Source organism: Clostridium folliculivorans, assembly GCF_024341905.1.
GTDB classification, from domain to species: Bacteria; Bacillota; Clostridia; order Clostridiales; family Clostridiaceae; genus Clostridium_AR; species Clostridium_AR folliculivorans.
This window is the reverse complement of the sequence record NZ_BQXY01000001.1, coordinates 734,738-760,964: the sequence shown is the minus strand read 5'-3', so window position 1 is coordinate 760,964 and position 26,227 is coordinate 734,738. Positions and strand designations below refer to the sequence as shown.

Sequence of the window (26,227 nt, the reverse complement as noted above, 5' to 3'; positions counted from 1 at the left end):
TGATAAATAGATCTTATTTGGAAGTGATATATATACGGATGTACCACTTCAATCTTAAAACTATTTTAAAAACTCTCTAGGTTCTGAGAAATTAATTTAGAAATACAAATTTTATAATGAAGTAGTATATAAATATAGGATTCCTATCTCAACTATTAAGTTATGCATACCTCTAAAATCTTCAGGAGCCACAATTTTCGAACATGCATAACTTAAGTTTTCGTAACGGAACCCTATAGGTACAATACAAAAATCAAAGGCTCAGTAGAAAATTATATTAAAACTCTTTGCCTACTAAGCCTATAATTTATTTTTTATTATTATAAAACCAGATTTTTTTTAAGTGTTGCGATAAAATCCAAATAACACTTCTTCTATGCTTTAATAAATTTCTCAAAGAATTAATATATCATCTTTGACTACAATACCTCAATTTCACCAGAAAATATAAACATCTTGTTAAACTCTAAAGCAATTATTAAAAGTATCCACTTGCTGCTTCTTCAGCATCATCTCTGGTATTAAATTGCTTTTTAAAATTTACTATATCCTTTTTATCTTGTTCTGGTAATGTGCTTACCTTCTTTTTATCTGTATATATATCCGAAGCTGGATTTTCTATATAAGGTATCCCTTTATCATCTGTTTTGTATACAGCAAAGAAATCATTTTTCTCTCCTAAATAATATTTTTTAGGCTGAAGTTTGCTTATAAACGATCTGCTAAGAACTATTTGAGAATCATTCATGCTCTCTATAGTATAATTTAGAGAGTTGAAATGTTTTTCTAACTGTTCCTTATTTAGTCCTTGTTCTACTCCTAAGTCTTTTTTTAATTCCTTTACAGTATACTCTCCATCAATAACAAATTCGTTTGACCCTTGATTTTTAGTTTTAAGTATCAACTTCAAACTGTCTTTTAAATAACCATTTTCTGAATTATATACGACATTGCTTCCACTCGTTTTTTTATCTGCTAAGTATGATTTAGTAATATAATAGCTCAGTAAAAATACCATGGAAGAAATAAATATAAGAATTGATATTTTTAATAAATTTTTCTTCATATAATCACCTCTATTGGATATTTTTGACTGTTAACAAAAATAATATACATAATTTTGTAATCAATAGTATTTAAACTTTAAGTTTTGTAAACAATATAATTGAATTATATAGATTCATCCAATATTGACTTAATTGGCACATGGTGCTATTATTTAAATATAATTCAGAGTAAAACACTCTACATTAAGAAATTGAGGTGCAATGATAATGAAAGATTTACTTTTGGAAATTAATGACCTTAAAACAAAGGTCGATGATAAGGAAATTTTAAAAGGTTTAAACCTTAAAATAAATAAAGGTGAAGTGCATGTTGTAATGGGACCAAATGGTGCCGGAAAATCAACTCTTGCCAATACAATAATGGGCCATCCTAAATATACTGTTGTGAATGGAGATATTTTATTCGAAGGTGAAAATATAAATGATCTCAAACCAGATATAAGAGCTAAAAAAGGAATATTCTTATCCTTCCAAGCCCCTGAGGAAGTACCTGGTATAACAGTTGAGAACTTTATAAGAACAGCAAAATCAAATATTGAAGATAAACAGATAAGTTATTTGAGCTTTAACATGAAGCTTCAAAAGAAAATGGACTTATTAAAAATAAATAAAGAATACGCTGAAAGATATTTAAATGTAGGTTTCTCTGGTGGAGAAAAGAAGAAAAACGAAATTCTTCAAATGATACTTTTAGAACCTAAACTAGCTATTCTTGATGAAACAGATTCCGGTTTGGATGTAGATGCAGTTAAACTTGTATCCCAAGGTGTTAGCATGTATAAGAACAATGAGAACTCAATGCTTATAATAACTCATAATACAAAAATACTGGAGCATATCAGTCCAGATTTTGTCCACGTGTTAGTTGATGGCAAGATAATTCATACAGGCGGCGCATCTTTAGTAGAAGAAATAAACAATAATGGTTTCGAAAAATTTCTAAGTGAGATAAATAAGTAGGTGATAACATGAGTAAAACATATGTTGATGACATAGATAGAGGTATTTATGATATCTATAATGAAGATAACTTTAGCTATAAGTCTGAAAAAGGATTAACAGAAGACATAATAATTAATATATCTAAAGAAAAAAATGAGCCAGAATGGATGTTAAACTTTAGACTTAAATCATTAAAAATATATAATTCTATATCTGTGCCTAGCTGGGGCCCAGATATAAGTGAACTTGATATGGACAACATAGTAACTTATGTTAAGCCAGATACTCCAATGACAGGCTCTTGGGATAAGGTTCCTGAAGATATAAAGAGCACTTTTGAAAGACTTGGTATCCCTCAAGCTGAAAGAGAATCCCTTGCAGGGGTTGGAGCTCAATACGACTCTGAAGTAGTTTATCACAATGTTAAGGAAGAATTGGTTAAACAAGGCGTTGTGTATACTGATATGGAGACAGCTGTAAGAGAATATGAGGATATAGTAAGGGAACATTTTATGAAACTCGTTCCTCCAAGCGATCATAAGTTCGCTGCACTTCACGGTGCTGTGTGGTCAGGTGGTTCTTTTGTATATGTACCAGAAGGAGTTCAAGTAGACATTCCACTGCAAAGTTATTTCAGACTAAACTCTCCTGGATCAGGTCAATTTGAACACACACTAATAATTGTAGAAAAAGGAGCAAAGCTCCATTTTATAGAAGGTTGTTCTGCACCTAAATATAGTGTAACAAATCTACATGCTGGATGCGTAGAGCTCTTTGTAAGAGAAGATGCAAAGCTTAGATATTCAACTATAGAAAACTGGTCAAGAAACATGCTTAACTTAAACACCAAAAGATGTGTTGTAGAAAAAAACGGTACAATCGAATGGGTATCAGGATCTTTTGGTTCTAAAGTTTCTATGCTTTATCCAATGAGCATACTAAAAGGCGAAGGAGCAAAATCAGAATTTACCGGGATAACTTTTGCATCAAGCGGTCAAACCCTAGATACAGGTACAAAGGTAGTTCATGCGGCACCAAACACTTCTTCTACTATACATTCAAAATCAATATCTAAAGATGGTGGAACTGCTATCTATAGAGGTGTAGTAAAGATTAACAGTAATGCAGTAAATTCTAAATCTTATGTATCTTGTGAATCCTTGATGTTAGACAGTAAATCAAAATCAGATACTATACCAGTAATTCAGATAGAAAATGATGAAGTAGATATCGGACACGAAGCTAAAATAGGAAGAATCAGCGATGATGCAATTTTCTATTTAATGAGTAGAGGTATTGATGAAGAAGAAGCCAAAGCTATGATAGTAAGAGGCTTTGTTGATCCTATCACAAAGGAATTACCTCTTGAATATGCTGTAGAAATGAACAACTTAATAAATATAGAACTTGAAGGTACTATTGGATAAGGAGGGATGAAGATTGGAAAACAAAATATTAAAGGACTTAAATACAATACCAGTAAGCACATTTAGGTGGCTTAAAGTAAATAATATATCTTTAAATGAAGAGATAGACATTCCAAGCGTTAATTACGAAAGAGAATACTGCAAGTTCAAAGAGACTTCAGACTACTCTCTTCATCCAATAGAAAAATATAATACTTTAGCTAGTTCATTTAGTACAGATAATTTTGAAGGTGTTTCGAGATTACAATTGGATGAAACCATTGATTCAAATAATTGTGGATTTTCACTAGAGGTAAAAGCTAATAGAACCATTGAAGACTTAATTTATATTGATTATGAATTAAATTCTGAAAATCCTAAGGTTGTAGATAAGAACCTAATTGTTTTAGGAGAAAAAAGTACAGTTAATGTTTTAATAAAATATACATCTGCTGATGAAAGTATTTACTATCACAATGGCTTTACTAAAATACATGCAAAAAAAGATTCCACTGTAAATATTTTTATTGTACAAAATCTAAACTACAATACTAATCACTTTAATTCTCTTTTTTCTAAAGTAGAAGAAGGGGCAAAAATCAATCTTATTCCTATAGAATTGGGTGCTAAAAAAGCTATAACAAACTATTCATCTGATCTTGTAGGTGATAATAGCGAAAGCACTATTAGTTCCGTTTACTATGGAGATGCAGATAGATTGATAGATATAAACTTTAAAATGACTCATATCGGCAAGAAGACCTCTAGCAATATAGATGTAAAAGGTGTTTTAGCTGATAAGTCTAAAAAGACTTTTAGAGGAACATTGGATTTCAAGACAGGTTCTTCTAAGTCAAAAGGTTCTGAGGAAGAATATGTTATGCTTCTATCCAAAAATGCACGAAACAACTCAATTCCTCTACTTCTTTGTAGTGAACATGACGTTGAAGGTCAGCATGCTGCATCAGCAGGAAAAATCGATGAAGATGCATTATTCTATCTTATGAGCAGAGGTATAAGTGAACTTAATGCCAAAAAGCTTATGATAGAAGGATATCTAACACCTATTATAGATAAAATACCAGTAGATGATTTAAGGCAGCAATTAATGAACTCAGTTAAGGATAGACTGAAAAATGAATAACCTAAAAGAACTTTTTCCTATTTTAAATCAAAGTTTTAATGACTTGCCAGTGGTATATCTTGATAGTGCTGCCACCACTCAAAAGCCATTATCTGTTATAGAAGCTTTGAATAAATATTATAAGGAAATAAATGCAAATCCTCATAGAGGGGCTTATACTTTAAGTGTTAAAGCAACTGATAGTTTTGAACAAGGTAGAGAAAAAGTAAAAGATTTTATAAACGCCAAATCATCAAAAGAAATAATTTTTACTAAAGGAACTACTGAAGCTCTAAATTTAATAGCATATTCTTACGGTAACTTAAAATTAAATAAAGATGATGAAATAGTTATAGGAATTACAGAGCATCACTCAAATCTTATTCCTTGGCAGCAAATAGCTATTGCAAAAGGCTGCAAACTAAATTATTTATATATTGACTCTAACTATGAATACACAATGGATGAGATAGATAAAAAAATAACACACAAGACCAAACTAGTAGCAATAGGTCATGCTTCTAACGTCCTTGGAACCTTGAATCCTGTAGAATATGTAATTCATAAAGCCCATGAAGTTGGAGCTAAGGTTGTTATCGACGCCGCACAGAGCATAGCCCACAGAAAAGTAGATGTCCAAAAATTAGATGCTGATTTTTTGGTGTTTTCAGGTCATAAAATGTTTGCACCTATGGGCATAGGCGTACTATACGGAAAGCAAGAATTACTAGAAGAAATGCCTCCATTCTTATATGGTGGTGATATGGTAGAATATGTTTACGAGCAAGAGACCACCTTCGCTGAACTACCTCACAAATTTGAAGGCGGTACTCAAAACGTTGAAGGCGTTATCGGCCTATCAGAGGCTATTGACTTTATAGATTCAATAGGGATAGACAATATAATTAAGCACGAGCACGAAATCATTTCATATGCCTACGATAAGTTAAGCGAACTTGGTTTTGTGAAGATTTATACTACAAGCAATAAAGATTTGTTAGGCTCTGTCTTATCATTTACCATTGATGGTATACACCCTCATGACTTAGCTACAATACTAGACTCAAAAGGAGTATGTGTAAGAGCAGGTAATCACTGTGCTCAACCACTTATGCGATATCTAAATATAAATTCTACTTGTAGACTAAGCGTTTCAGTCTACAATAATAAACAAGATATAGATACTCTAGTAACTGCACTTGAGTATGCTAGGAGGTTATTTGGTTATGGATCTCAGTAATATATACACTCAACTAATAATGGAGCATAACAACTCAACTAGAAACAAGCGTCACCTAGAAGAATTAGATAGAGTTGAAAAAGGACACAATCCAAGCTGCGGTGATGAAATACAACTAGAAGTAAAATTTGATGGTGATTATATAAAAGATGCCGCTTTCACAGGTACAGGTTGTGCTATTTCACAAGCATCTACTTCTATAATGATAGACCTTATTAAAGGAAAAAGAAAAACCGAAGCATTAGAGCTTGTAAATACCTTTATATCAATGATCAAAAAAGACATAACCGATGATGAATATTTAGAAAAGCTTGAAGATGCTCTAATATTCAAAAATATATCTAATATGCCTGCAAGAGTAAAATGTGCTGTACTGGCATGGCATACTTTAAATGAAGCTATTAAAACTGAATAACTTTAACATCTTAATTATAAATAAAAAAGGGATTCCTAATTTTTTAGAGAATTCCTTTTTATTTTCATTAAATATTTATAATTGGTTAAACTAGTAAAATAATTTTACCTTAATATTATTATTTAATTAAAATTTGACATATTATTATAATTTTGTTGGATTCAATGTAGGTTTATGGTATATTTATAAATAAAATTAAAAGTTTTATAAATTAAATGGGGAGTTCTTATGAATACTGAAAATAATATAAATGAAATAGACATGCTTCTCTTAAAGATAAATGAAGTTAGATATAATAATCCTGAAAAAGCCATAAAGCTTTCATTAGAAGCCCTATCCCTATCAGAAAGTATAAACTATGATTTAGGCGCAGCAGCATCAAAGCATATGATATCTAGCTGTTACTATACTATAGGAAATTATGAAGAAGCTATAACTTTGACTTTTGACTCTCTAGATTTTTTTATTAAAGAAAACATATATGATCTCCAATGGAGCTCCTACAATTTACTAGGCAACACTTTTAGTGAGCTTGGTGATTATGAAAGAGGTATGGATTTCTACAATAATGCTGAAGAAGTCGCATATTTAATCGATGAGGGAAAAAAGTTCGATACTAACTCATCTAAAGAAAAAGCAATGGTTCGTACATTAAATAATATTGCTGAAAACTATAAACTTCTCAAAGCTTACGATGAGTCATTAGAATATTGTAATAGAGCCTATTATATTGATAAAAATTATGATTTTCAATTCTCTAAAGGTGTAACAATTCTTAGCTTAGGAGAATTATATTATTTACTTCATGAGTATGATAAAGCAAATATCTTATCCTTTAGAGCACTTGAATATTTCAAAAAATATAACTATACATTAGGTCAACCAGAATGTTATAAACTTGCAGCCCTTACATATTGGAAGAAGAATGATTTTGATAAGGCGGATGAGTATTTCAATATCACAATAGATAGAATTGGTGCTCAAAGTTCGCCCTATAATGAAATAGATGTATATGTAAACTATTATCAATATCTTAAGGATAGAAATGATCTTGAAAAATCTTTAACTATTCTTCATAAAGCTTATGATCTATCTATAAAAAACAATTTTGTAGAAAAAATATCTGAGACCGCTTCTATTCTATCAATATTTTATGCTGAACTTAAAGATTTTCAAACTGCTTTTAATTATTTTAACATGCATTTAGAAAATGAAAGAATTAATGCTGCATATTTAAATAAGCATAGAATAAACAACTTGAATATAAGTAAAAAAATCAAAAAAATTGAGATAGAAAAAAAGGAAATTATAGATAATAATGAAAATCTGCAAAGAAAATCGGAATCTCTTCAAATGGTTGTAGAGAAATTATCTATAATAAGTGAATTAGGACAAAAGATCACTTCGAGTTTAGATTTAGACTCTATTATTGATATTCTTTATTCAAGTATAAAAAACTTTATGGATTTAACGTATTTAAGCATAGGTCTATACGATGATGAAAACTCAGTAGTTAACTATTTAGATGTAATTGAGCACGGAAAAAAGAAAAAAAAGAAAAGCACTAATGTCAAAAACCATTCAAACTTTACTAGCATATGTATTGAAACCGAAGACTTTGTAATCATTAATGATATGAATAAAGAATTTTCAAAATACATGGATAGCGAAACATACAAAGCCGTTATGAATAAAGATCAATATGAGTTACAATCTTTAATCTTCTGTCCTCTTAAGGTAAACTCTAATATAATTGGTGTCATGTCCATACAAAGTGAGAAAAAAAACTCTTTTACATCTTATCATGTAGAAATGGTTAAATCACTTTCCTCATATGCTGCAATTGCTATAAATAACGCTATAAAATCAAAACAATTGGAGATGGAGATAGAGAAAACACATACTGTTCAATTTGAACTTAAGAGATTAAATGAAAAATTATTATTTCTTTCTGAAAATGATAGTATGACTAAAATTCCTAATAGAAGAAAACTTGACAAATATCTATATGAGCTTTGGGAAAAGCATGTACAAGAGAAAAAAGTTTTATCTTTAATAATTTTCGATATAGATAACTTTAAAGAATATAATGATAACTATGGTCATATAGCCGGTGATAGGTGTATTGTTACCATCGCTAATATTCTATCAAGCGTTAAAGATGAAAATTATTTTCCTGCAAGATATGGTGGAGATGAATTTGTAGTTGTATTACCTGAATATCAGCTAGACAGAGCTTTAGACTTTGGTGAAAGCTTAAGGCGAAAAGTGGCTATGGCAAATATTCCACATAAATTCTCCTCAGTATCTGATAAAGTAACATTATCCATTGGAATAACTTCACTTGTTCCAAGTACTGAATTAACTATAAATGAATTTATAAACAAAGCCGATGATGCTCTATATCTTGCAAAGAAAAGAGGAAAAAATCAGACAGCTAGTTTTATTAATTAAAATAATACTATGAGTTTGACTTTATAAATTTGTATTACGGTTAAATACACTAACCAAGTTTAATTTTACTTGATTAGTGTCTTTAACCGTTTAATTCAATTTTAAACAAAAATATAAATAAAGTTATACTTATTTAATAATACAACTCATATTTTTCACAATATCAAACCTAATTTTGAGCTAAAACTTAATCATCGCTTTAAAACCAAACAGCTTCGATATATTCACATTAATTAATTATTTTTGTTACAAAAGCTTGATATTAATGTTAACATAGTTTATAATTATACACAAGAACACTTGGATTGTTGTGTTCTTTCTCCTAACCTTACCTGGACACCGCTACACGCAGTGTCCCCCCTTATTTTTTTCTTTATAAACTCTCTCTATTCTACTTGAATAATTTTACACTTTCTAGGATAAAAAATTCTAAGATTATCAATAAACATCACCTATATTCAATAGGTCGTATACTCTATCATTTTAAAATATATACTAAAAAAACACTCCTATAGTTGTTTTAATACAACTTTTAAGAGTGCTTTTACGTATAAAGCCATAAATAATATTACATATATCATAACTAAGTGAGTTTTGACATATATCACAGCCAAAACTCACTTTTCAAATAATAAAAAATCTTCTATCTCATTGCAAATGCTTACTTAAGACCTACTATCCTTCCCATCCTTCAGGGAACTCAGCATTGTGATAAACATTCTGAACGTCATCATCATCTTCTAATTGATCAAGCATCTTTTGGAACTTAACTGCTGTTTCTTCATCTATCGCTGTGTATGTATCTGCAACTGCTTTAATATCAGCTTCTAAGAACTCTAAACCATTAGTCTCTAAAGTTTCTCTTACAGAACCAAAATCTTCAGGTGTAGTCATTATAACAAACACTTCATCTTCAGATGAAAAATCTTCAGCACCTGCATCTAGTGCCATCATCATCAATTCATCTTCATCTACTGAATCAGATTTTTCTATTACTATTTCACCCTTCTTTTGGAACATAAAGCTTACGCATCCTAAAGCTCCCATGTTTCCACCTTGCTTTGTGAAAGCGTGTCTTACGTTACCAGCAGTTCTGTTCTTGTTGTCAGTTAATGTTTCAACTATAACAGCTATTCCTGATGGACCATATCCTTCATAAACTATTTCTTCATATGTAACTGTATCTGCTTCACCAGCAGCTTTCTTTATTGCTCTTTGTATATTATCATTAGGCATATTTGCAGCTTTTGCTTTAGCCACAACATCTCTAAGCTTCGAATTTGTATCAAGATTTGCTCCACCATTTTTGATTGCCATGGCAAGCTCTTTACCTATTTTAGTAAAAACCTTACCTCTTTTAGAATCAACTTTACCTTTTTTTGCTTGTATATTATGCCATTTTGAATGTCCTGACATTATTGTTCCTCCTAACCATCATATGAATACAATAAATTCCTAAATATTATATCATAGCCATTTTTCATATTCAACTTATCAAACTATCGACTAATGCTAAATATACTCATTTAAGCCAATTTAAACATTTGGCGCTACATTAAGTTAATAATATTTAAACCAATTAATTATTAACTTATATTTCTTTATAAAGCCTATTATCCTGCTTAAAATATAACCCTTCTTCATCTTCATAAAGGATTGCTTTTCCGTTAGTTTGTTCTGTAATACTTTGTTTAATCTTCTCACTTTCTTGCTTCTCAGCTAAAATATACAAGTCTACTACATCTGTGTAAACTATATTCTCGATATGCAATTGATTCTGTCCACATATATACTGAACCTTTCCCAATAGATCATACTCTAATGTAATATTAATTCTTACACCTAGTACCTTATCTACTATTCCAGCTGCTTTTATAGCAATTGCAGCTCCTTTTGTATAAGCTCTTGTGAGTCCTCCTGCACCTAAGAGTATTCCTCCAAAATATCGAGTTACCACTACAGTACAATCTGTAATTTCATTTTTCTTTATAACTTCAAGAATAGGAATTCCAGCTGTTCCTTGAGGTTCTCCATCATCACTATATCTTTGTATATTCATATTTTGTCCAACTATATAAGCATAACAATTATGGGTAGCAGTCTTATGCTTATTCTTTATTTCAGCTACAAAAGCCTTGGCTTCTTCTTCTGATTCCGTTCTTTTAATGTATCCAATAAACTCTGATTTTTTTTCGTCAAAGCTATCTTCTCCGTAACCTTTAATTGTTAGGTACGCCATAAACCTTAGCCTCCTCTGATAGTACACTAGAAATTATATCTATACCCTTTCTTATCTTATCACAGTCAGTTTGAGAAAACCCTATTTTAAAATATCTTTCTCCTTCATTGGAATGTTTATAAAACATAACACCTGGGGTTATTAGCACCCCGTTTTCTCTTAGCTTATAAAACAATTCAATAGAATTTATTTGTATACTATCGCTAAGTTTAAGATAGAAGTGTAATCCTCCCCCTGGAGGATTAAACTCTACTTTATCGTTTAATTTATTTTGAATTTCAGTGCTCATAAAGTCATATCGTTCTTTATATTTCACATTTAGAAGTTTAATATGTTCAACCCAATACTCTCTTTCCATATACATTTCAAGTGCTCTTTGCATAAGCGAAGAAGTAGATATATCTGTATTGACCTTTGAGTTTTGAACTGAATCCTTAAATATTCTAGGACATACTAAATAACCAATTCTTATTCCTGGTAGAAATATCTTAGAAAAACTCTTTATATATATTACACGATCATTTTTATCATAAGATTTCATTGAAGAATATTTAGTATTTTTATCATATATGAGTTCTGCTAGATAATCATCTTCAATAATATAGAAATCATGTTCCTCCGCCAGCTTCAGTAGTTCTTCTTTTTTATAATCGGAATAGCTTACAGTAGAAGGGTTTTGAAAGTAACTCATAAAATAAAAACATTTTATCTTATTCTTTTTAAGTATTTTTTTCAATGCCTCTAGATCTACACCATCTTTCTCTATTGGAACTTCAAAAATATTTGCTTTTCTTGATTTAAATACAGAAAGAGCTCCACTATAGGTAGGTTTTTCAACAATGATATTATCATTTACATTGATAAGTGCTTTTGAAACTATATCTATTCCTTGCTGTGCCCCAGAAACTATAAGTATATCATCAAAATCTAACTTATTATTCCAAAACTTTTCATTTATTCTCTCTCTTAACCTTTCGTATCCTAAAGCATCTTGATATATTAATGCTTCCGCACCATCTCTATCAAGAACATCATTTAAAACGGCCTTCAAGTCAGCTACAGGAAAAAAATCTGCTGAGGTTGTCTCTCCAGTAAAATCTATAACTTCATTCAATCTCCCACTACTAAGCTTTTTGAAAGTAATTGAATAACTCTTCTTAAATCCTCGTATACTATCTCTTCTTTTTGCATAAGTCCCACTACCAATTTTTTGATTAGCATAACCTTCTGCTTGCAATTTTTTATAAGCATTAATTATAGTAACTTTATTCAATTTTAAAAAATCTGCTAATTCTCTTATCGATGGCAGCTTCTCGCCATCTTTAATTTGATTTTTATCAATTAAACTTTTTATATGTGCATATAACTGAATATATTTATTAAACTCATCACTAAACCTTAATCTATATTTATCCATAATATTCACCTAAACTAAGAGGTATACCTATATATAATACACCACTTTAAATTTCATTTTTTAATGTAATATAAAACTAAAAATCATACTTGATTATAAGACAACTCTAAAATGTATATTTCCACCTTTAGCAATATACATTTTCCTCACCTATTAAGTTTCCAGAAATACTTTTTATACTTCTAAAATCTTTTCTAATAATTTTTCTACAAGATAATTCTTTTAATATATCTTCCATATGTATATTAAATCCTTTAAAGAACGCATCTAATTTTATCTCTTCAGCGCTCATGAAGTCTTTATGTTCTCTAAAGTATTTTATTAATGCACTACAGCAGCTTCTCATATTTTTTTCCAAAAAATTTTCAACGAAATTTAAAGTACTATATATGGTCTCTTCCAAATCATCAGATGTATTAACAAGTTTATCTAATATAAAGTGAAAGTTATCATCTAAATTTATAGCAACGCTTACAACATCTTTACTTACTAAGTAACCATTAAAATTCAGAAATAAGCTTGCAAAATTCTCAACTGTTCTCATGCAAGCTAAATAAGCTGACTTTATATTGTTATTAGCAATTAATTTCTTACAGTGACTTATATCTTTTAGTATATCTCCTAAATAAACTAAGTTCCATTTTTCTCTTTCACTATCGTTTATATATCTAAAGCTATTGAAAACATTTGTTATGTGCTCGTCCTTAGAAAATATTAACTTAGAGGATATTAGTATTCTATGCATATATCCGCCTATAACATTATTCTCATAAAAATTCAAAAAGTTTTCCTTACTTAACAGTTTCATATGTACTGAAATACCGTTTTCTTCAGTATAAATATTTCTTATGCTCTCTTGTTGTTCCTTCAAAATAACGAATATATCAATATCCGATCCTTCCCAAAGGTCCCCTGTTACCATACTTCCAAAAGCCATAACAGCTAAAATATCCTCATTTTTTCTTAATCTTTCAATAACAGAATTAAAAACTTTCTGATATCTCAAAATTTCATTTGTCATATATTAGCCCCCAATATATAATTTTTAAACATATTTCATTTATAAATATTTAAATTATTTCAGTACTTATTATACTATGAAACATAAAACTTCACCATAATAAAGTGACACCATAAATTGTTATATGTACAAGCTTTTTATTCCAACATTCTTTAATTGCTTACATTTAGAGCATTGAAACACATGTCTACAATCGCCATTTTCATATTCTAGCTCATCTTCAGGGGCATAAGAGTCTCTAAACTCCTGCACTCTTCCTTTATCCTCCATTTCCCCACCACATTCTGAGCATGTAATTTTAATATTAGACAAACTGTTACATAAAGGACAAATTCTTTCCATAATAAATCCCTCCAAACGTTTATACTATAATATAAACCTTAATTTTGGAGGGTTATTCATAAGGATCAATATTCTTTTCAAAAAATCTTACTCTTGCTCTGACTAAACCCCATAGTTCATCAGCCTCATCTAGTATACTTACTGCTAAATCCAGTGCTTTTTTAACATCTCTTTTTTTACCATAATTATTAGCTTGAATAAGGTTTGACATACCAGCAAAATTTTGAGCTACGGTACTTAACTCGTAAATTGTATCAACTAAAGGTCTAACCTTTCTATCAAAGTATATCTTTTCTAGCTCATTAACCTGTAGTGATTGTGTAGCAGTCTTTAGCTCATCTGTTTTTGCAATTACATCTCCAGCTAACAAGTACTTTCCAGCAGTAGTTAAATTATCTGATGATGTGGCCCCTGATTGTTTCAGTTTATCAGAACTTGTTTGTAATTGATATAGAGCACTATTTGGATTTGGTCCCTGACCACTACCCGGGTATGCTCCTACACCTTGATTAATAAATCTATCACCATTGTCCTTCGATTCATCATTTTCTTCTGTTTTCTCATCATTAGAATTATTTTCTTCCTGAAACCCTTTATCCTTTTCATCCATATTGATCTTCAACTCTCGATATTAGTCATATATATTTATATTAGAAAAGGAGTTATTTTATTCAATAATAGGGAAAGTTAATGTTGCAGTTCGTAACTCTTACTCTTATTGTAAATCTCTTCATCCACTGTAGCTTTTATATAGGTACCATCTTCTTTATATTCCTCTTCAAGAACCTTTCCATTTCTATGAAGAAATGCTACCATATGTTGATCAGAGTAAGGAACTAGAACTTCTATATCTCTCATTTTACTTGGTAACTGTTTGCCTATTTCTTTTAAAAGACTATCTAAATTAATCTTATTCCTAGCTGATATTTCTATTATTTCATATTGAGAGTTATTTTTTCTTAATTCCTCTACTACATCATTTGTTGTTTTATCAATCTTATTCAATACTAATATTATTGGTTTATCCCGTACACCAAGTTCTGCAAGTACTTCTTCAACTGCATAAATTTGCTCCTGTGCATAGGAAGATGCTGCATCAACTATATGACACAATATATCTGAAAATATAACTTCTTCTAAAGTAGATTTGAAGGCTTCCACCAAATCATGAGGTAGCTTTCTTACAAACCCTACTGTATCAGTAAGGGTAGCTATTCTATTATCTAAGAGTGTAATAGCCCTTGTTGTGGTGTCTAAGGTTGCAAAAAGCATATCAGCTTCAAATACCTTTTCTTTATTCAGTGTATCTCTGGAAGAAGCTAAATCACAAAGAGAATTTCTAAGAGTTGATTTTCCAGCATTAGTATATCCTACTAAGGAAATTTGAGGTATATTTTGCTTGTTTCTCTTTTCTCTTTGAGTTTCTCTATTTTTCTTAATTTTTTTAAGCTCACTTGATAGATCATAAATTTCTTCCCTTATATGTCTTCTATCAGTCTCCAACTTCTTCTCTCCAGGTCCTCTAGTACCAATACCTCCACCAGTTCTAGATAAAACTGTACCTAATCCTCCAAGCCTTGTAAGTCTATATTTAAGTTGAGCCAATTCTACTTGGATTTTTGCTTCCCTTGTTTTAGCTCTTCTAGCAAATATCTCTAATATAAGAGTGGTTCTATCTATCACCTTAGTTCCTATGGCTTCCTCAAGATTTCTAACTTGAGATCCAGAAAGTTCATCATCAAATATTATTAAATTAGCTCTGTAAGTCTGCCTTAACATAGCAATTTCAGCCACTTTTCCACTACCGATATAATATGCAGCGTCTATTTTGTTTCTATTTTGGAAAACCCTAGTTATAACAGGGATGTCACATGCCTTAGTTAATTCTTCAAGTTCATCTAGACTATCTTCACTATCACAACCAACAATAATAGCCTTTTCTGTATAATCTTCTATTACATTATTAGACTTAATAATATCTTCTATATGATTAATTCTATCTAATATATTCATGTTCAAAACAGTTTCCACTGATAGGTTTGTTTCTTCTTCGGTTATCAGCTTATCGTTCTCAACAAAACAAAAACCTAAGGATAGATCAGTAACTTTTCCTTCAGATACTCCTATTGCTACTATACAATCAAGTTTTAACTTAAGCAAAGCAGATAAATCTAACGCCGATAGATTCGATACACCGTTTGGATGAGTATGTATTATTCTTACCCCGGATAACTTTTTTTCACTTATATCAATTAGCGGCATCTCAACAGATGTACTATCCCCGATTGCTACACTTACAACTGATCCTTTTCTATCAATAGCAACACTTACTTCTCTTTCTAATGTAGTAGTAATTTCTGCTATTTTACTTACTATTTCTTCTATACAAACAGAGTACTTAGGCACCTTATAGTCATAAATACTCTCTAGTTCATTTAATATACTATTTTTTACGCCTTCAACGTTTCCATATATCATAATATAAGCACCTCCTTTAAGGTATATCCTTACTTGACAACTTTCATATTATTTTATATTATAAAAACAACTTTGTAAATGTTGCTATCTTATTTTGAGCGTTTTATAAAGATTCTATTTATAAATAAAAATTAATTTATTTGTAAATTAATTTTGGTTAATGTTAATTAGTTAAATTTCCGTTAACTACTACTATACGAATAAAATATATTTTTTTATTGTTGATAAAAACTAAAGATATCTCAATTCTTTTTAAAACATATAAATCCAACAATAAAAAAACATATAATTATATAATTTAATTTTGATGGAGGATCATCATGGAGGATAAAAACCGTAATATACTTTTTAGTGAAGAACAAATTTCAGCTAGAATAAAAGAAATAGGTAAAGTTATAACAGAAGATTATAAAGGTAAGAACCTATATGTATTATCTTTATTAAGAGGTAGCTTTATATTTGCTGCTGATTTAGTTAGAAATATAGATACAAATGCAAAAATAGGTTTTATGACTACTTCAAGCTATGGACATTCAGAAGAAACTACTGGTGTAGTAAGAGTAGTTAATGATATTCCTGATAACATAGAAGGCTATGATGTATTAATTGTTGATGATATAGTGGATTCAGGTATCACTATGGATTTCGTTGTAAATCATGTTAAGAAGTTTGGCGCTTCATCTGTAAAGACTTGTGTACTATTAGATAAACCTTCAAGAAGAAAGGTATCTATAGAGCCAAATTACTGTTGTTTCCAAATTGAAGATGTTTTTGTAGTTGGTTATGGACTAAACTACGGAGATTACTATAGAAATATTCCTTACGTATTTAACTGGGAAGAAAAATAAAACACACTTTGTGTGTTTTATTTTTTTATTCCGTCCATGTTTAAATCTATAGATGTTCTTGGAATTTTTCCTACTATTACTGTTTCAGCTATAGGTATTTGATTCTTTACTTCTACCTCATCATTTTCTAAAGGAATTATTACTTTCATCTTAGTATAAACTTCAATATAAATTTTGTGTCTTGTCTGATTTATGCCCGCTGTTTCAAAGTCTGAAGAGTATTTTGTTTCTATTCTTCCCAAAGGTTCCATTTTCACTGTAATTTTTGGTCCCCAATATGACATTATGTTACTTTTAGTTATATAGCCTAGTGGTAGTTTTATGCCAACTGATCCGATGGAATTAAGTTCTTTTTGTGACTTTAAAGCAACCTCAGAAGCAATAGCACTCATCTTTACAGTGTCGGCCTTTAGCATTACAATATTCCCTTCTTTATCCTTGTCCACTCTTATTATGTCATCATAATTAAATTTTTCTGAATAGACCTCTAATATATTCTGGTTTATTATCTCCGTAGCTTTAGATCTCATTTCAGCATTTGCCACTACCATGACTGTTGGAGTAATAATTTTATCAAAATAGTATATAAAACCGGTAAAAGTGGATATGATTACAAGTGAACATGAAATAATTATTATTTTTAATTTTTTATATTTGCTTGTCCTAATTTTTTTCACCTACTTATCATAGTGTATTCATCTTATTAATATGCTATAATATTGTAGAATATTTTTATTTCCTGCTTGAAATTAAATTTTAGGAGGATGCGATGGCAGAGAAGAAGAAAAAGAATATAAATAACAAACGTAAAAAGAAGAAGAAGTCTAGGAAAGTACTTAGAATATTTCTATTTTCATTTTTATTTTTAATATTATCGGCATTTGTAGTTGGTGGTGGTTACGTTTATGCAATCATTAAGAACGCACCTGAATTAAACGTAAATAATGTTCTTTCGCTTAGTCAACAATCCCGTATATATGATAATAAGGAACAGTTAATGGATAATGTTCAAACCGACGTTCAACGTATCGTTGTATCTTCCGATGACATTCCTCAGTCACTTAAGGATGCTTTTGTCTCTATTGAAGATGAAAGATTTTATGAACACAAAGGAATTGATGCCCAAAGAATACTTGGAGCTATCTATATTGACGCTAAAAATATACTAACAGGAAAAAAAGGACTTCATGGTGCATCGACTTTAACACAACAATTACTTAAGAACACTATCTTAACTAATGATATTACATCACAAAGAAAAATAACTGAAATGTATTTAGCATTAAAATTAGAAGGGCTTTTAACTAAGCAACAAATACTAGAAGCCTATCTAAACACAATCCCATTAGGTGGACAGGTGTACGGAGTTGAGGCTGCTTCACTTAAATATTTTGGTCAAAGTGTAAAAGACAAAAAGCTAACTATAGTACAGTGTGCATATCTCGCTGGTATGAATCAAGCACCTTCATACTACGATGCATTTTCACCACAAAACCAAAAGAATCCAACATCTTATCGTAATAGAACGAAGACCGTTCTATCTAAGATGCTAGAAAGACAAACAATAACTCAAGCGCAGTATGATCAGGCTATAAAAGATGTTGATGCAGGAAACTTTGGATTCCAACAAAAAACAAGTGTTACTGAGAAAATGAATTTTGAATGGTTCTCAAGACCTGTTATACAACAAGTAAAGAATGATTTGATGCAAAAATATAAATATTCTGAGGCTGAAGCTTCAAAAATGCTGACTAATGGTGGTTTGAAAATATACACTACTATGGATAGAGATCTTCAACAAGCTACTCAGCAAATACTTGATGACAGCAATAACTTTAATTTATCAAACAATAAAAACGAATATTATGAATCTGGAAGTTACAAATGGCCTAAACTTCAAGCTTCTGCTACTATAATGGATTACAAAACTGGTCAAGTTAAAGCCATGGTTGGCGGTAGAGGTAATCAGCCTCCTATGAGTATAAACAGAGCTTATAGTACTTCAGGACTTCGTTCAGTAGGTTCTGCAACAAAACCACTAACTGTATATGGTCCTGCAATAGACATGAAATTAATGACGCCTGCTAGTCCTGAGGAAGATACTCCTTTACCTGAAGAGATAAGTAAAAAGTATCCTAGAGACGACAAGGGCCAGCTTTGGAACCCTAAGAATGAAGATGGTACTTATAAAGGAACTATATCTTTAAGAGATGCACTTAAATACTCAAGAAACCCTGTAGCTGTAAAAATAGAAGATGCTATAGGAACTAATGTCGGTCTCTCTTATGGTGAAAAATTTGGTCTTAAATACAACAAAGCCTCAAAATCAAGTATAGCAACTCTGGCTTTAGGTCAGTTTAACAATGATCCGAAAGATAGAGACGGTGGAAACAGCTATATAATGGCTGCAGCATATGGAACCTTTGGTAATTCAGGTGTATATACTGAACCAATTTTATATACTACAGTTAAAGATGCTACTGGCAAGGTTATTCTTGATAAGACACCTGAAACAAAAAAGATATTATCACCTCAATCTGCATATGTGATGTATGATTTACTAAAAGGCCCTGTTAGCTGGTCCTCTGCTCCAGCAAAGTTTGGAGATATACCAGTTGCAGGTAAGACAGGTACTACTACTGATAATAAGGATTTGTGGTTCTCAGGATTAACACCTTACCTATCTGGAGCTGTATGGGTAGGTTACGACCAACCAACTACTCTTAAAGGTTTTAGTGGATCTGCAGTTTCACCAATTTGGGGTAAAATTATGGCTGTAGCTCATCAAGGATTGCAAACTAAAGAGATAGAAATGCCTTCAGGAATTGTCAAAGCTTCAGTTTGCATAGACTCTGGAAAATCCCCTACTGATTTATGTAATAAAGATCCTAGAGGCAACAGAGTTGTTCAAGATATATTTATAGATGGTACTCAACCAACAGCACTCTGTGATGTTCACGTAACTGCTAAGATAAACAAGGCTAATGGCAAACTTGCCACAGACAATACTCCTGCAAATCTAATTGAAGAAAGAGTATTTGTTAAAAATTCAACTCAGGCAGGAATTGGATTACCGACTGAGCAGGATGATACAAAGCCAACTCTACCAGTTATAGATAACAATACAACTGGAAATAATACTAACACTAATAATAACGGTGGAGCAACCAATGGAAATACAGAAGTAACTAATGGTTCAAATAATACTAATTCAAATTCTAATAATAACTCAAATTCTAATAATAACAGTACGAATAATAATCCTTGGACTCCAGCTGGTAACGCCAATAACGGTAATCACTAAAAAAAGGTAGCTCATACGAGCTACCTTTTTTACATCATTCTTTGAAAAGCAATTTCCTTTTCTAAGCATTTGTTATCTATATCAATATTTATCCTATATATTTTAGGACATCCTACTTCTCTCCACTTTTTCATATATTTCGCATTGGCTTCCACTTCATAATAATAGCATTCATCATATTCATCAGAAAATTCTAAAAAACTGTTTATGCTATTCTTATGTATTTTCAACAAATTCTTATCCAAATTATTTACTATTATCGCGAGGTATTTCAAAGGAATCACATAAGGGTACATACTCTTACCCTTTAACTTCTTGCTATCCAATAAACACCTTCTCACTATGGAATTTTCTTTAAATTCATCTTTTATGTGTGCTCTCAGAATTAAGTTTCCAGTTTTATTTTTTTCAATTTTAATTCCAATCATTATATTCATCCTTCTCATTTGTAAAAGTGTCATTTTATTCAAACTCTATTTAGTTTTATTTTTATCCTCAAGTTTATTACTCATTTCAGTCAAATCTTCCAATTGATATACTATAGCATTTACTGATATCTGTAATTCTAACAGTGAAAGTAGTAATGATATTAGAAGTGCTACCAAGCTTATACCAAAAGTTATCTGCCCTATAACTTGTTTATTTAAAAATAATGCTAGCATAGATAAAACACATAAAAAGAAACTAAATACCCCCATAGTCTGCATGTATTTAATAAGTCTTATCCTTTTATTTAGATTCTTTATTTGCGCCAAAATCCGCTTTTCTGGTGTCTTTCTATAATGTAGGTCTAGTTGTCTAAGCAGCTGGGCTAATGTAGCAAACCTGCTAGTATAAGCTGATATAAGAAGAGAAATCGCTGTAAAAAGTAATGCTGGTGTCGTAAGTTCAAGCTTCAAAATATCCCTCCTAAAAATAAATTGGCTACAGAATGTTAAATCTATTGTTTAAGATTACTAACATACTATAGTCATCAAATATACCTTTAAGTGTTTCTCTAATACCTTCTATTTATTTTCCATATGATTTATTATCTCCACTACTTTTTCTTCACCTAACAACTTTTTTATTGCATTGATGCAAATATCTAAACTACTCATTATACTTGAGCCTATCATTACTCTTCCGTTATCAACCATTGATTTGTTAACAATCTTAACCTTCGGACAAATCTCTTGAATTTTACCTCTTAACTTAGAGTGCACAGCTATAGGCATATCTTTTATCAAATTCGACTTTGCAAGTAACATTATACCAGAATCTATTACTAAAACCATCTCGCATTCATAATAACATCTCTTCAAAAAATCACTTAGTTTTTGATTATTCAAAATATCTTCGTTATATTTTCCACTCGGTATAATAAGTATGTTTGGGCATTCGCTTTGAGAAAAAGCTGAGTTTGCAGAAAGCTTAAACCCGCTAGAAGTTTCTACCATACCCTCTTCGATTCCAATTGTATTAATATAAAATATATCTTTGTCGTGTATTTTATTAGCTAAAGAAAATATCTCAATCGGTCCACTTATACTTAGTAAATCTGCACCTTCCAAAACTATAATAGATACGTTTTTATTCTCACAACTTTCTTCCACAAGAAACTTTTCTTTCGTTAATTTAAAAGTTATATCATTTCCATGCCTTGCAACAGCTTCAAAACCTAACTTTAAAAATGATTCCTGAGATTTCTTGTTTGAGACTGTATCCATAATAACAAGGCCCCCAAACTCATAGAAAAAGTACTCTAGAATAAGCTTTGTCGCTTCAGCTCCATAACCTTGTCCCCTATGACTAGACTCTACTTTCAAATTAAATCTAGCTATCTTTGTAGCTGAATCATAACCATGAAAGCTTACTTCCCCAACAGGTACATCTTCCTTATTAAAAATCAGACAATAAAAGTTTTTCCCATCTGTAGGCATGACCATTTTCTTATAGAAATTTCCCCATTTATCTTCTTGGAATGCAAACACTCCCCCTATATCCTTCATGGTTTCATAATCACACCATAACTTCTTTACATAATTTAATTCTTCAAACTTTGGTTGTTTTATATAAACTAATTTTCCATCTCTTCTATATAAATCACTAATCTTCATAAAAAATCACCCAATTTCCATATTTAAAACTTATATTTCTAATATTTTCATAAATTAATTATATCTCAATAACACCACTTTTTATATAAGAATCTTTACATTATCACCATTATTTTGACTACAAAATTCTTACATGAAACATAATTTAGACCTGATCAAAAAATAATGAGTTCAGACTATTTACTCTATAAGTGTAATATTTTTTTGCTACGTTTAAGAATATTGTTGAAATTAAGTGGTTATAAAGGAGCTGCTATATGAGCGAGCTATTAGAATTAAATGATTTTTTCAGATGGAATGGCGTTAAAAAACTGTACTGTTCGAACGTAGTGAGTTTACAGTTTTAGCCATGGAATATGACAAAATCATATTAATTCTTTGCGCAAGCTCATTAAAGCATCGGATTGATAACCGCTTAATTTCAACGCAGTGTTTAACAGCGCCTATTTTACCTTCATTCTGAAAATTAAACAAATTTTACTTTTTTTCTTAAAAGTATTGATTTAGTTAGCAAAAATTAATATAATAACCTTGTTTGTTTAGTAATTATAAACAATTTGTTTAGTAATACGTATGTGTAATTTTTTACCTATTATAAAAATGGAGGATATGCAGCATGCAAATTGGAGAAAAGATTCGAAGATTAAGAATTGAAAAACAACTTACACAAGAAGAACTTGCGAATAGATGTGAGCTTTCAAAAGGTTTTATATCTCAGCTGGAAAACGACCTAACATCCCCTTCAATTGCGACGCTAATGGATATTCTAGAAATTCTCGGTACGAATCTAACAGAATTTTTCAGTGATGATTCAAATGAAAAAATCACCTTCACATATGATGACATGTTTGAAACTGAAAGCGAAGAACTAAAATATAAGCTTATGTGGCTAATTCCTAATGCACAGAAAAATGCCATGGAACCAATAATGATAACTCTTGATCCTGGTGGGAGATATGTAGAAGAAGAACCCCATGAAGGAGAAGAATTTGGTTTCGTTTTATGCGGAACTATAAATCTTCACCTAGGTGACAGAAAAGTAAAGTTAAAAAAGGGCGAGAGCTTTTACTTCAAACCTAAGGCTAATCATTTCATCTCAAATTGTGGTAAAACAGAAGCTAAGGTTATTTGGGTAAGTACTCCTCCTTCATTCTAATATAAGAGAGGTGTTTATTTTGGATGATAACATTATTGAAATTAAAAATGTGTCAAAAAGCTTCAATAATATAAAGATAATTGATGATTTAAATCTATTTATTAAAAAAAATGAATTCTTGACGCTTCTTGGTCCAAGTGGTTGTGGCAAAACAACTACTCTAAAAATGTTAGCGGGTTTTGAAAGTGTTGATGTTGGAACAATATCCTTTGAAGGAAATGACATTAATAATATTCCGCCCTATAATAGACAAATTAATACTGTATTTCAGAATTACGCTCTTTTTCCTCATCTAAACGTTTATGACAATATTGCTTTTGGTCTTAAAATAAAAAAGCTCTCTAAATCTACAATTAAAGAAAAAGTTACATCAATTCTGAAATTAGTTGCTTTAGAAGGCTTCGAAAAAAGAGATATAGATTCTCTAAGTGGAGGCCAGCAACAAAGAGTAGCAATTGCTAGAGCTTTAGTAAATGAACCTAAGGTGCTACTATTAGACGAACCACTGGGAGCTCTAGATCTTAAACTAAGAAAAGAAATGCAGTTGGAATTAAAAAACATACAACAAAAACTAGGTATTACTTTTGTTTTTGTAACCCATGACCAAGAAGAGGCACTTACCATGTCTGATACTATTGTTGTGATGGATAAAGGAATAGTACAGCAAATGGGTACGCCTGAAGATATCTATAACGAACCAATAAACTCATTTGTGGCTAAGTTTATTGGAGAAAGCAATATAATTGATGGCGTTATGTTAAAAGACTTTAGAGTTAAGTTTTGTGATAGTGAATTCGAATGTGTTGACAAAGGTTTTTCAAATAATGAGAATGTAGATGTTGTTATAAGACCAGAAGATATAAAGATAGTTGATTCCGAAAAAGGAATGCTTAAGGGAAAAATCACTTCAGTTATTTTTAAAGGAGTTCATTACGAACTGGAAGTTCTAGAACAGGATAGAAAATGGCTGATACACAATACAAAAAGTGCTCCAATTGGCTCAATGATAGGTCTAAGTATTCACCCTGAAGATATACATATAATGAAAAAAAGGATAACTACATAGTGAAAAAGCGTTCCTATGCTGCTTACCCATATTTTATTTGGAGTGTACTTTTTATTGTAATCCCCCTTTTTATGGTCTTATTCTTTAGCTTCACAAAAAAAATTGACAATTCCTTTATATTTTCTATGGACAACTATCATAAACTTATTAATCCAATATATTTAAAGGTTTTTTGGCGATCTATTTATCTTGCTTTTATTTCTACTTTATTATGCCTTGTAATAGGATATCCTGCCGCATACTTTATTTCAAAAATAAATTTAAAAAGAAGAAATCTCTTTATACTATTATTTATTTTACCAATGTGGATGAATTTTCTTCTAAGAACATATGCTTGGATGTCCATACTTGGAAAAAATGGTTTTATAAACACCCTATTAGTCAAGATAGGTCTTCCATCTATAACTTTATTATACACAGATGCAGCTGTACTTTTAGGTATGGTGTACAATTTTCTTCCTTATATGGTGCTTCCAATATACACTGTAATCATAAAAATAGATGAAAACCTTATAAATGCAGCACATGATTTAGGTGCAAATAAAGCTCAAGTTTTTGGCAAGGTAATATTTCCGCTTACTGTACCAGGGGTTATATCTGGGATAACTATGGTATTTATGCCTGCAGTAACGACCTTTGTAATTTCACGACTTCTTGGCGGCGGTCAGTATATGCTTCTAGGAAATCTTATAGAGCAGCAATTTACTAATATAGGCGATTGGAATTTTGGTTCTGCTATTTCTATATTTATGATGCTTATTATATTGCTATCAATGGCCATTATGACTAAATTTGATGGAGATGAAAATAAAGAAGGTGGTGGACAAGTATGGTAAAAAAATTAGGAGCTAAATTTTATTTATCCTTAGTTTTTTTATTCTTATACGCTCCAATAATTGTATTGATTATATTTTCATTTAACAATTCAAAGTCTATGGCCGTATGGGAAGGTTTCACTTTTAAGTGGTATAAAGAGCTTATAAGTGATGATAGAATTTTAACAGCACTTTACTATACTTTAAGTGTAGCTATTATATCAGCAACAATATCAACTGTTGTTGGAACTCTAAGTTCCATTGGCATATTTAAGATGAGAGGATTGAGTAAAAAAATAATTCTTAACGTAAACTATCTTCCAGTTTTAAATCCTGATATTGTTACAGGAATTGCTTTGATGAGTCTATTTGCTTTCTTTAGTTTTAAATTTGGATTTACTACTATGCTTTTAGCACATATAACCTTTAACTTACCATATGTAATATTATCAGTGCTACCTAAACTTAAGCAGTTACCAAATAATATTGAAGAAGCAGCTATGGATCTCGGTGCTACTCCAAGCTACACACTTAGAAAGGTTATACTACCACAAATCAAACCTGGAATAATATCTGGCTTTTTAATAGCTTTTACTATGTCAATCGATGATTTTGTAATAAGTTTTTTCACTACTGGATCAGGCGTTACTAATCTTTCAATAGAGGTATACTCTATGGCTAAGAGAGGAATAAAACCTGAAATAAATGCCTTGTCTACATTGATGTTCATTGTAGTTTTAACTTTATTATTGATAGTTAATAAAAAAGAATCTTTAATAAGAGGTGATTAAATTG

The 26,227-nt window shown here is 30.6% G+C and carries 24 protein-coding genes; 12 read left to right on the top strand and 12 right to left on the bottom strand.

Annotated elements, in window-relative coordinates; genetic code table 11:
- Nucleotides 1–478: 478 nt before the first annotated feature.
- Nucleotides 479–1,066 carry a hypothetical protein gene (locus OCU55_RS03300; protein ID WP_261850887.1) on the bottom strand — a complete coding sequence of 196 codons (588 nt, stop codon included), beginning with the start codon at nt 1,064–1,066 and terminating at the stop codon, nt 479–481.
- A gap of 208 nt (nt 1,067–1,274) precedes the next feature.
- Here OCU55_RS03300 and sufC point away from each other — a divergent pair, with 208 nt between their 5' ends.
- The 6 genes from sufC (at nt 1,275) to OCU55_RS03270 (ending at nt 8,647) form a co-directional block, all read left to right on the top strand.
- A complete protein-coding gene (gene sufC, locus OCU55_RS03295; RefSeq protein WP_261850886.1) occupies nt 1,275–2,027 on the top strand; it encodes a Fe-S cluster assembly ATPase SufC in 753 nt (250 codons plus the stop codon).
- Between the two features lie 8 nt (nt 2,028–2,035).
- On the top strand, nt 2,036–3,436 hold the full coding sequence (gene sufB, locus OCU55_RS03290; RefSeq protein WP_261850885.1) for a Fe-S cluster assembly protein SufB: 1,401 nt from the start codon (nt 2,036–2,038) through the stop codon (nt 3,434–3,436).
- Nucleotides 3,437–3,449: 13 nt separating this feature from the next.
- A complete protein-coding gene (gene sufD / locus OCU55_RS03285; protein WP_261850884.1) occupies nt 3,450–4,559 on the top strand; it encodes a Fe-S cluster assembly protein SufD in 1,110 nt (369 codons plus the stop codon).
- A complete protein-coding gene (locus OCU55_RS03280) occupies nt 4,552–5,778 on the top strand; it encodes a cysteine desulfurase (protein ID WP_261850883.1) in 1,227 nt (408 codons plus the stop codon). Before sufD ends, OCU55_RS03280 begins: the two co-directional genes overlap by 8 nt.
- Nucleotides 5,765–6,193, top strand: a complete 429-nt coding sequence (gene sufU, locus OCU55_RS03275; RefSeq protein WP_261850882.1) for a Fe-S cluster assembly sulfur transfer protein SufU — start codon at nt 5,765–5,767, stop codon at nt 6,191–6,193. The genes OCU55_RS03280 and sufU overlap by 14 nt, the downstream gene beginning before the upstream one ends.
- Nucleotides 6,194–6,421: 228 nt before the next feature.
- Nucleotides 6,422–8,647: a sensor domain-containing diguanylate cyclase gene (locus tag OCU55_RS03270; RefSeq protein WP_261850881.1), complete on the top strand. Its 2,226-nt coding sequence runs from the start codon at nt 6,422–6,424 to the stop codon at nt 8,645–8,647.
- A 675-nt stretch (nt 8,648–9,322) separates the two neighbouring features.
- On the opposite strand, the gene OCU55_RS03265 is transcribed toward OCU55_RS03270, so the two are convergent.
- The 7 genes from OCU55_RS03265 to hflX all read right to left on the bottom strand — a co-directional run bounded on the left by OCU55_RS03265 (nt 9,323) and on the right by hflX (nt 16,144).
- Complete coding sequence (locus OCU55_RS03265; RefSeq protein ID WP_261850880.1) at nt 9,323–10,063, bottom strand: YebC/PmpR family DNA-binding transcriptional regulator; 741 nt, start codon at nt 10,061–10,063, stop codon at nt 9,323–9,325.
- A gap of 175 nt (nt 10,064–10,238) precedes the next feature.
- The gene (locus OCU55_RS03260) at nt 10,239–10,886 is read right to left on the bottom strand and encodes a YigZ family protein (RefSeq protein ID WP_261850879.1); all 648 of its coding nucleotides are present in this window, start codon (nt 10,884–10,886) and stop codon (nt 10,239–10,241) included.
- Nucleotides 10,867–12,303: a MocR-like pyridoxine biosynthesis transcription factor PdxR gene (pdxR, locus tag OCU55_RS03255; RefSeq protein ID WP_261850878.1), complete on the bottom strand. Its 1,437-nt coding sequence runs from the start codon at nt 12,301–12,303 to the stop codon at nt 10,867–10,869. The genes OCU55_RS03260 and pdxR overlap by 20 nt, the downstream gene beginning before the upstream one ends.
- A gap of 127 nt (nt 12,304–12,430) precedes the next feature.
- A complete protein-coding gene (locus tag OCU55_RS03250; protein ID WP_261850877.1) occupies nt 12,431–13,324 on the bottom strand; it encodes a nucleotidyltransferase domain-containing protein in 894 nt (297 codons plus the stop codon).
- Nucleotides 13,325–13,444: 120 nt separating this feature from the next.
- Nucleotides 13,445–13,666, bottom strand: coding sequence for a hypothetical protein (locus OCU55_RS03245; RefSeq protein WP_261850876.1), 222 nt, complete (start codon nt 13,664–13,666; stop codon nt 13,445–13,447).
- 52 nt (nt 13,667–13,718) lie between these two features.
- A complete protein-coding gene (locus OCU55_RS03240; RefSeq protein ID WP_261850875.1) occupies nt 13,719–14,276 on the bottom strand; it encodes a hypothetical protein in 558 nt (185 codons plus the stop codon).
- 77 nt (nt 14,277–14,353) lie between these two features.
- Nucleotides 14,354–16,144 carry a GTPase HflX gene (gene hflX / locus OCU55_RS03235; RefSeq protein ID WP_261850874.1) on the bottom strand — a complete coding sequence of 597 codons (1,791 nt, stop codon included), beginning with the start codon at nt 16,142–16,144 and terminating at the stop codon, nt 14,354–14,356.
- Between the two features lie 320 nt (nt 16,145–16,464).
- On the opposite strand from hflX, the gene hpt reads away from it, so the two are divergent.
- Complete coding sequence (hpt, locus tag OCU55_RS03230; RefSeq protein ID WP_261850873.1) at nt 16,465–16,992, top strand: hypoxanthine phosphoribosyltransferase; 528 nt, start codon at nt 16,465–16,467, stop codon at nt 16,990–16,992.
- 17 nt (nt 16,993–17,009) lie between these two features.
- Here hpt and yunB read toward each other — a convergent pair whose 3' ends face one another.
- On the bottom strand, nt 17,010–17,669 hold the full coding sequence (gene yunB / locus OCU55_RS03225; RefSeq protein ID WP_261850872.1) for a sporulation protein YunB: 660 nt from the start codon (nt 17,667–17,669) through the stop codon (nt 17,010–17,012).
- A gap of 92 nt (nt 17,670–17,761) precedes the next feature.
- Between yunB and OCU55_RS03220 the strand changes: the two genes are divergently transcribed.
- Nucleotides 17,762–20,296: a transglycosylase domain-containing protein gene (locus OCU55_RS03220; protein ID WP_261850871.1), complete on the top strand. Its 2,535-nt coding sequence runs from the start codon at nt 17,762–17,764 to the stop codon at nt 20,294–20,296.
- A 29-nt stretch (nt 20,297–20,325) separates the two neighbouring features.
- On the opposite strand, the gene OCU55_RS03215 is transcribed toward OCU55_RS03220, so the two are convergent.
- From OCU55_RS03215 to OCU55_RS03205, 3 genes are all read right to left on the bottom strand, one after another.
- Nucleotides 20,326–20,724, bottom strand: a complete 399-nt coding sequence (locus OCU55_RS03215; protein ID WP_261850870.1) for a hypothetical protein — start codon at nt 20,722–20,724, stop codon at nt 20,326–20,328.
- A 45-nt stretch (nt 20,725–20,769) separates the two neighbouring features.
- Nucleotides 20,770–21,195: a DUF2721 domain-containing protein gene (locus OCU55_RS03210; RefSeq protein WP_261850869.1), complete on the bottom strand. Its 426-nt coding sequence runs from the start codon at nt 21,193–21,195 to the stop codon at nt 20,770–20,772.
- Nucleotides 21,196–21,303: 108 nt separating this feature from the next.
- The gene (locus OCU55_RS03205; RefSeq protein WP_261850868.1) at nt 21,304–22,395 is read right to left on the bottom strand and encodes a GNAT family N-acetyltransferase; all 1,092 of its coding nucleotides are present in this window, start codon (nt 22,393–22,395) and stop codon (nt 21,304–21,306) included.
- 616 nt (nt 22,396–23,011) lie between these two features.
- On the opposite strand from OCU55_RS03205, the gene OCU55_RS03200 reads away from it, so the two are divergent.
- From OCU55_RS03200 to OCU55_RS03185, 4 genes are read left to right on the top strand one after another with little or no spacing between them, the layout of a single operon-like run.
- Entirely contained in the window at nt 23,012–23,551 is a 540-nt protein-coding gene (locus OCU55_RS03200) for a helix-turn-helix domain-containing protein (protein WP_261850867.1), read from the top strand.
- 16 nt (nt 23,552–23,567) lie between these two features.
- Nucleotides 23,568–24,617 (top strand): spermidine/putrescine ABC transporter ATP-binding protein, encoded by a 1,050-nt coding sequence (gene potA / locus OCU55_RS03195; RefSeq protein ID WP_345795585.1) that lies wholly within the window; start codon nt 23,568–23,570, stop codon nt 24,615–24,617.
- Nucleotides 24,614–25,453, top strand: a complete 840-nt coding sequence (locus tag OCU55_RS03190; RefSeq protein WP_427847034.1) for an ABC transporter permease — start codon at nt 24,614–24,616, stop codon at nt 25,451–25,453. Before potA ends, OCU55_RS03190 begins: the two co-directional genes overlap by 4 nt.
- Nucleotides 25,447–26,223 (top strand): ABC transporter permease, encoded by a 777-nt coding sequence (locus OCU55_RS03185; RefSeq protein WP_261850864.1) that lies wholly within the window; start codon nt 25,447–25,449, stop codon nt 26,221–26,223. The genes OCU55_RS03190 and OCU55_RS03185 overlap by 7 nt, the downstream gene beginning before the upstream one ends.
- The last annotated feature ends 4 nt before the right edge of the window (nt 26,224–26,227 follow it).

What these genes read in the sequence shown, in the direction of transcription:
- OCU55_RS03300 (WP_261850887.1), bottom strand. Translation starts at nt 1,066, where the DNA reads ATGAAGAAAAATTTATTAAAAATATCAATTCTTATATTTATTTCTTCC.
- sufC (WP_261850886.1), top strand. Translation starts at nt 1,275, where the DNA reads ATGAAAGATTTACTTTTGGAAATTAATGACCTTAAAACAAAGGTCGAT.
- sufB (WP_261850885.1), top strand. Translation starts at nt 2,036, where the DNA reads ATGAGTAAAACATATGTTGATGACATAGATAGAGGTATTTATGATATC.
- OCU55_RS03280 (WP_261850883.1), top strand. Translation starts at nt 4,552, where the DNA reads ATGAATAACCTAAAAGAACTTTTTCCTATTTTAAATCAAAGTTTTAAT.
- sufU (WP_261850882.1), top strand. Translation starts at nt 5,765, where the DNA reads ATGGATCTCAGTAATATATACACTCAACTAATAATGGAGCATAACAAC.
- OCU55_RS03270 (WP_261850881.1), top strand. Translation starts at nt 6,422, where the DNA reads ATGAATACTGAAAATAATATAAATGAAATAGACATGCTTCTCTTAAAG.
- OCU55_RS03265 (WP_261850880.1), bottom strand. Translation starts at nt 10,063, where the DNA reads ATGTCAGGACATTCAAAATGGCATAATATACAAGCAAAAAAAGGTAAA.
- OCU55_RS03260 (WP_261850879.1), bottom strand. Translation starts at nt 10,886, where the DNA reads ATGGCGTACCTAACAATTAAAGGTTACGGAGAAGATAGCTTTGACGAA.
- pdxR (WP_261850878.1), bottom strand. Translation starts at nt 12,303, where the DNA reads ATGGATAAATATAGATTAAGGTTTAGTGATGAGTTTAATAAATATATT.
- OCU55_RS03250 (WP_261850877.1), bottom strand. Translation starts at nt 13,324, where the DNA reads ATGACAAATGAAATTTTGAGATATCAGAAAGTTTTTAATTCTGTTATT.
- OCU55_RS03245 (WP_261850876.1), bottom strand. Translation starts at nt 13,666, where the DNA reads ATGGAAAGAATTTGTCCTTTATGTAACAGTTTGTCTAATATTAAAATT.
- OCU55_RS03240 (WP_261850875.1), bottom strand. Translation starts at nt 14,276, where the DNA reads ATGGATGAAAAGGATAAAGGGTTTCAGGAAGAAAATAATTCTAATGAT.
- hflX (WP_261850874.1), bottom strand. Translation starts at nt 16,144, where the DNA reads ATGATATATGGAAACGTTGAAGGCGTAAAAAATAGTATATTAAATGAA.
- hpt (WP_261850873.1), top strand. Translation starts at nt 16,465, where the DNA reads ATGGAGGATAAAAACCGTAATATACTTTTTAGTGAAGAACAAATTTCA.
- OCU55_RS03220 (WP_261850871.1), top strand. Translation starts at nt 17,762, where the DNA reads ATGGCAGAGAAGAAGAAAAAGAATATAAATAACAAACGTAAAAAGAAG.
- OCU55_RS03215 (WP_261850870.1), bottom strand. Translation starts at nt 20,724, where the DNA reads ATGATTGGAATTAAAATTGAAAAAAATAAAACTGGAAACTTAATTCTG.
- OCU55_RS03205 (WP_261850868.1), bottom strand. Translation starts at nt 22,395, where the DNA reads ATGAAGATTAGTGATTTATATAGAAGAGATGGAAAATTAGTTTATATA.
- OCU55_RS03200 (WP_261850867.1), top strand. Translation starts at nt 23,012, where the DNA reads ATGCAAATTGGAGAAAAGATTCGAAGATTAAGAATTGAAAAACAACTT.
- OCU55_RS03185 (WP_261850864.1), top strand. Translation starts at nt 25,447, where the DNA reads ATGGTAAAAAAATTAGGAGCTAAATTTTATTTATCCTTAGTTTTTTTA.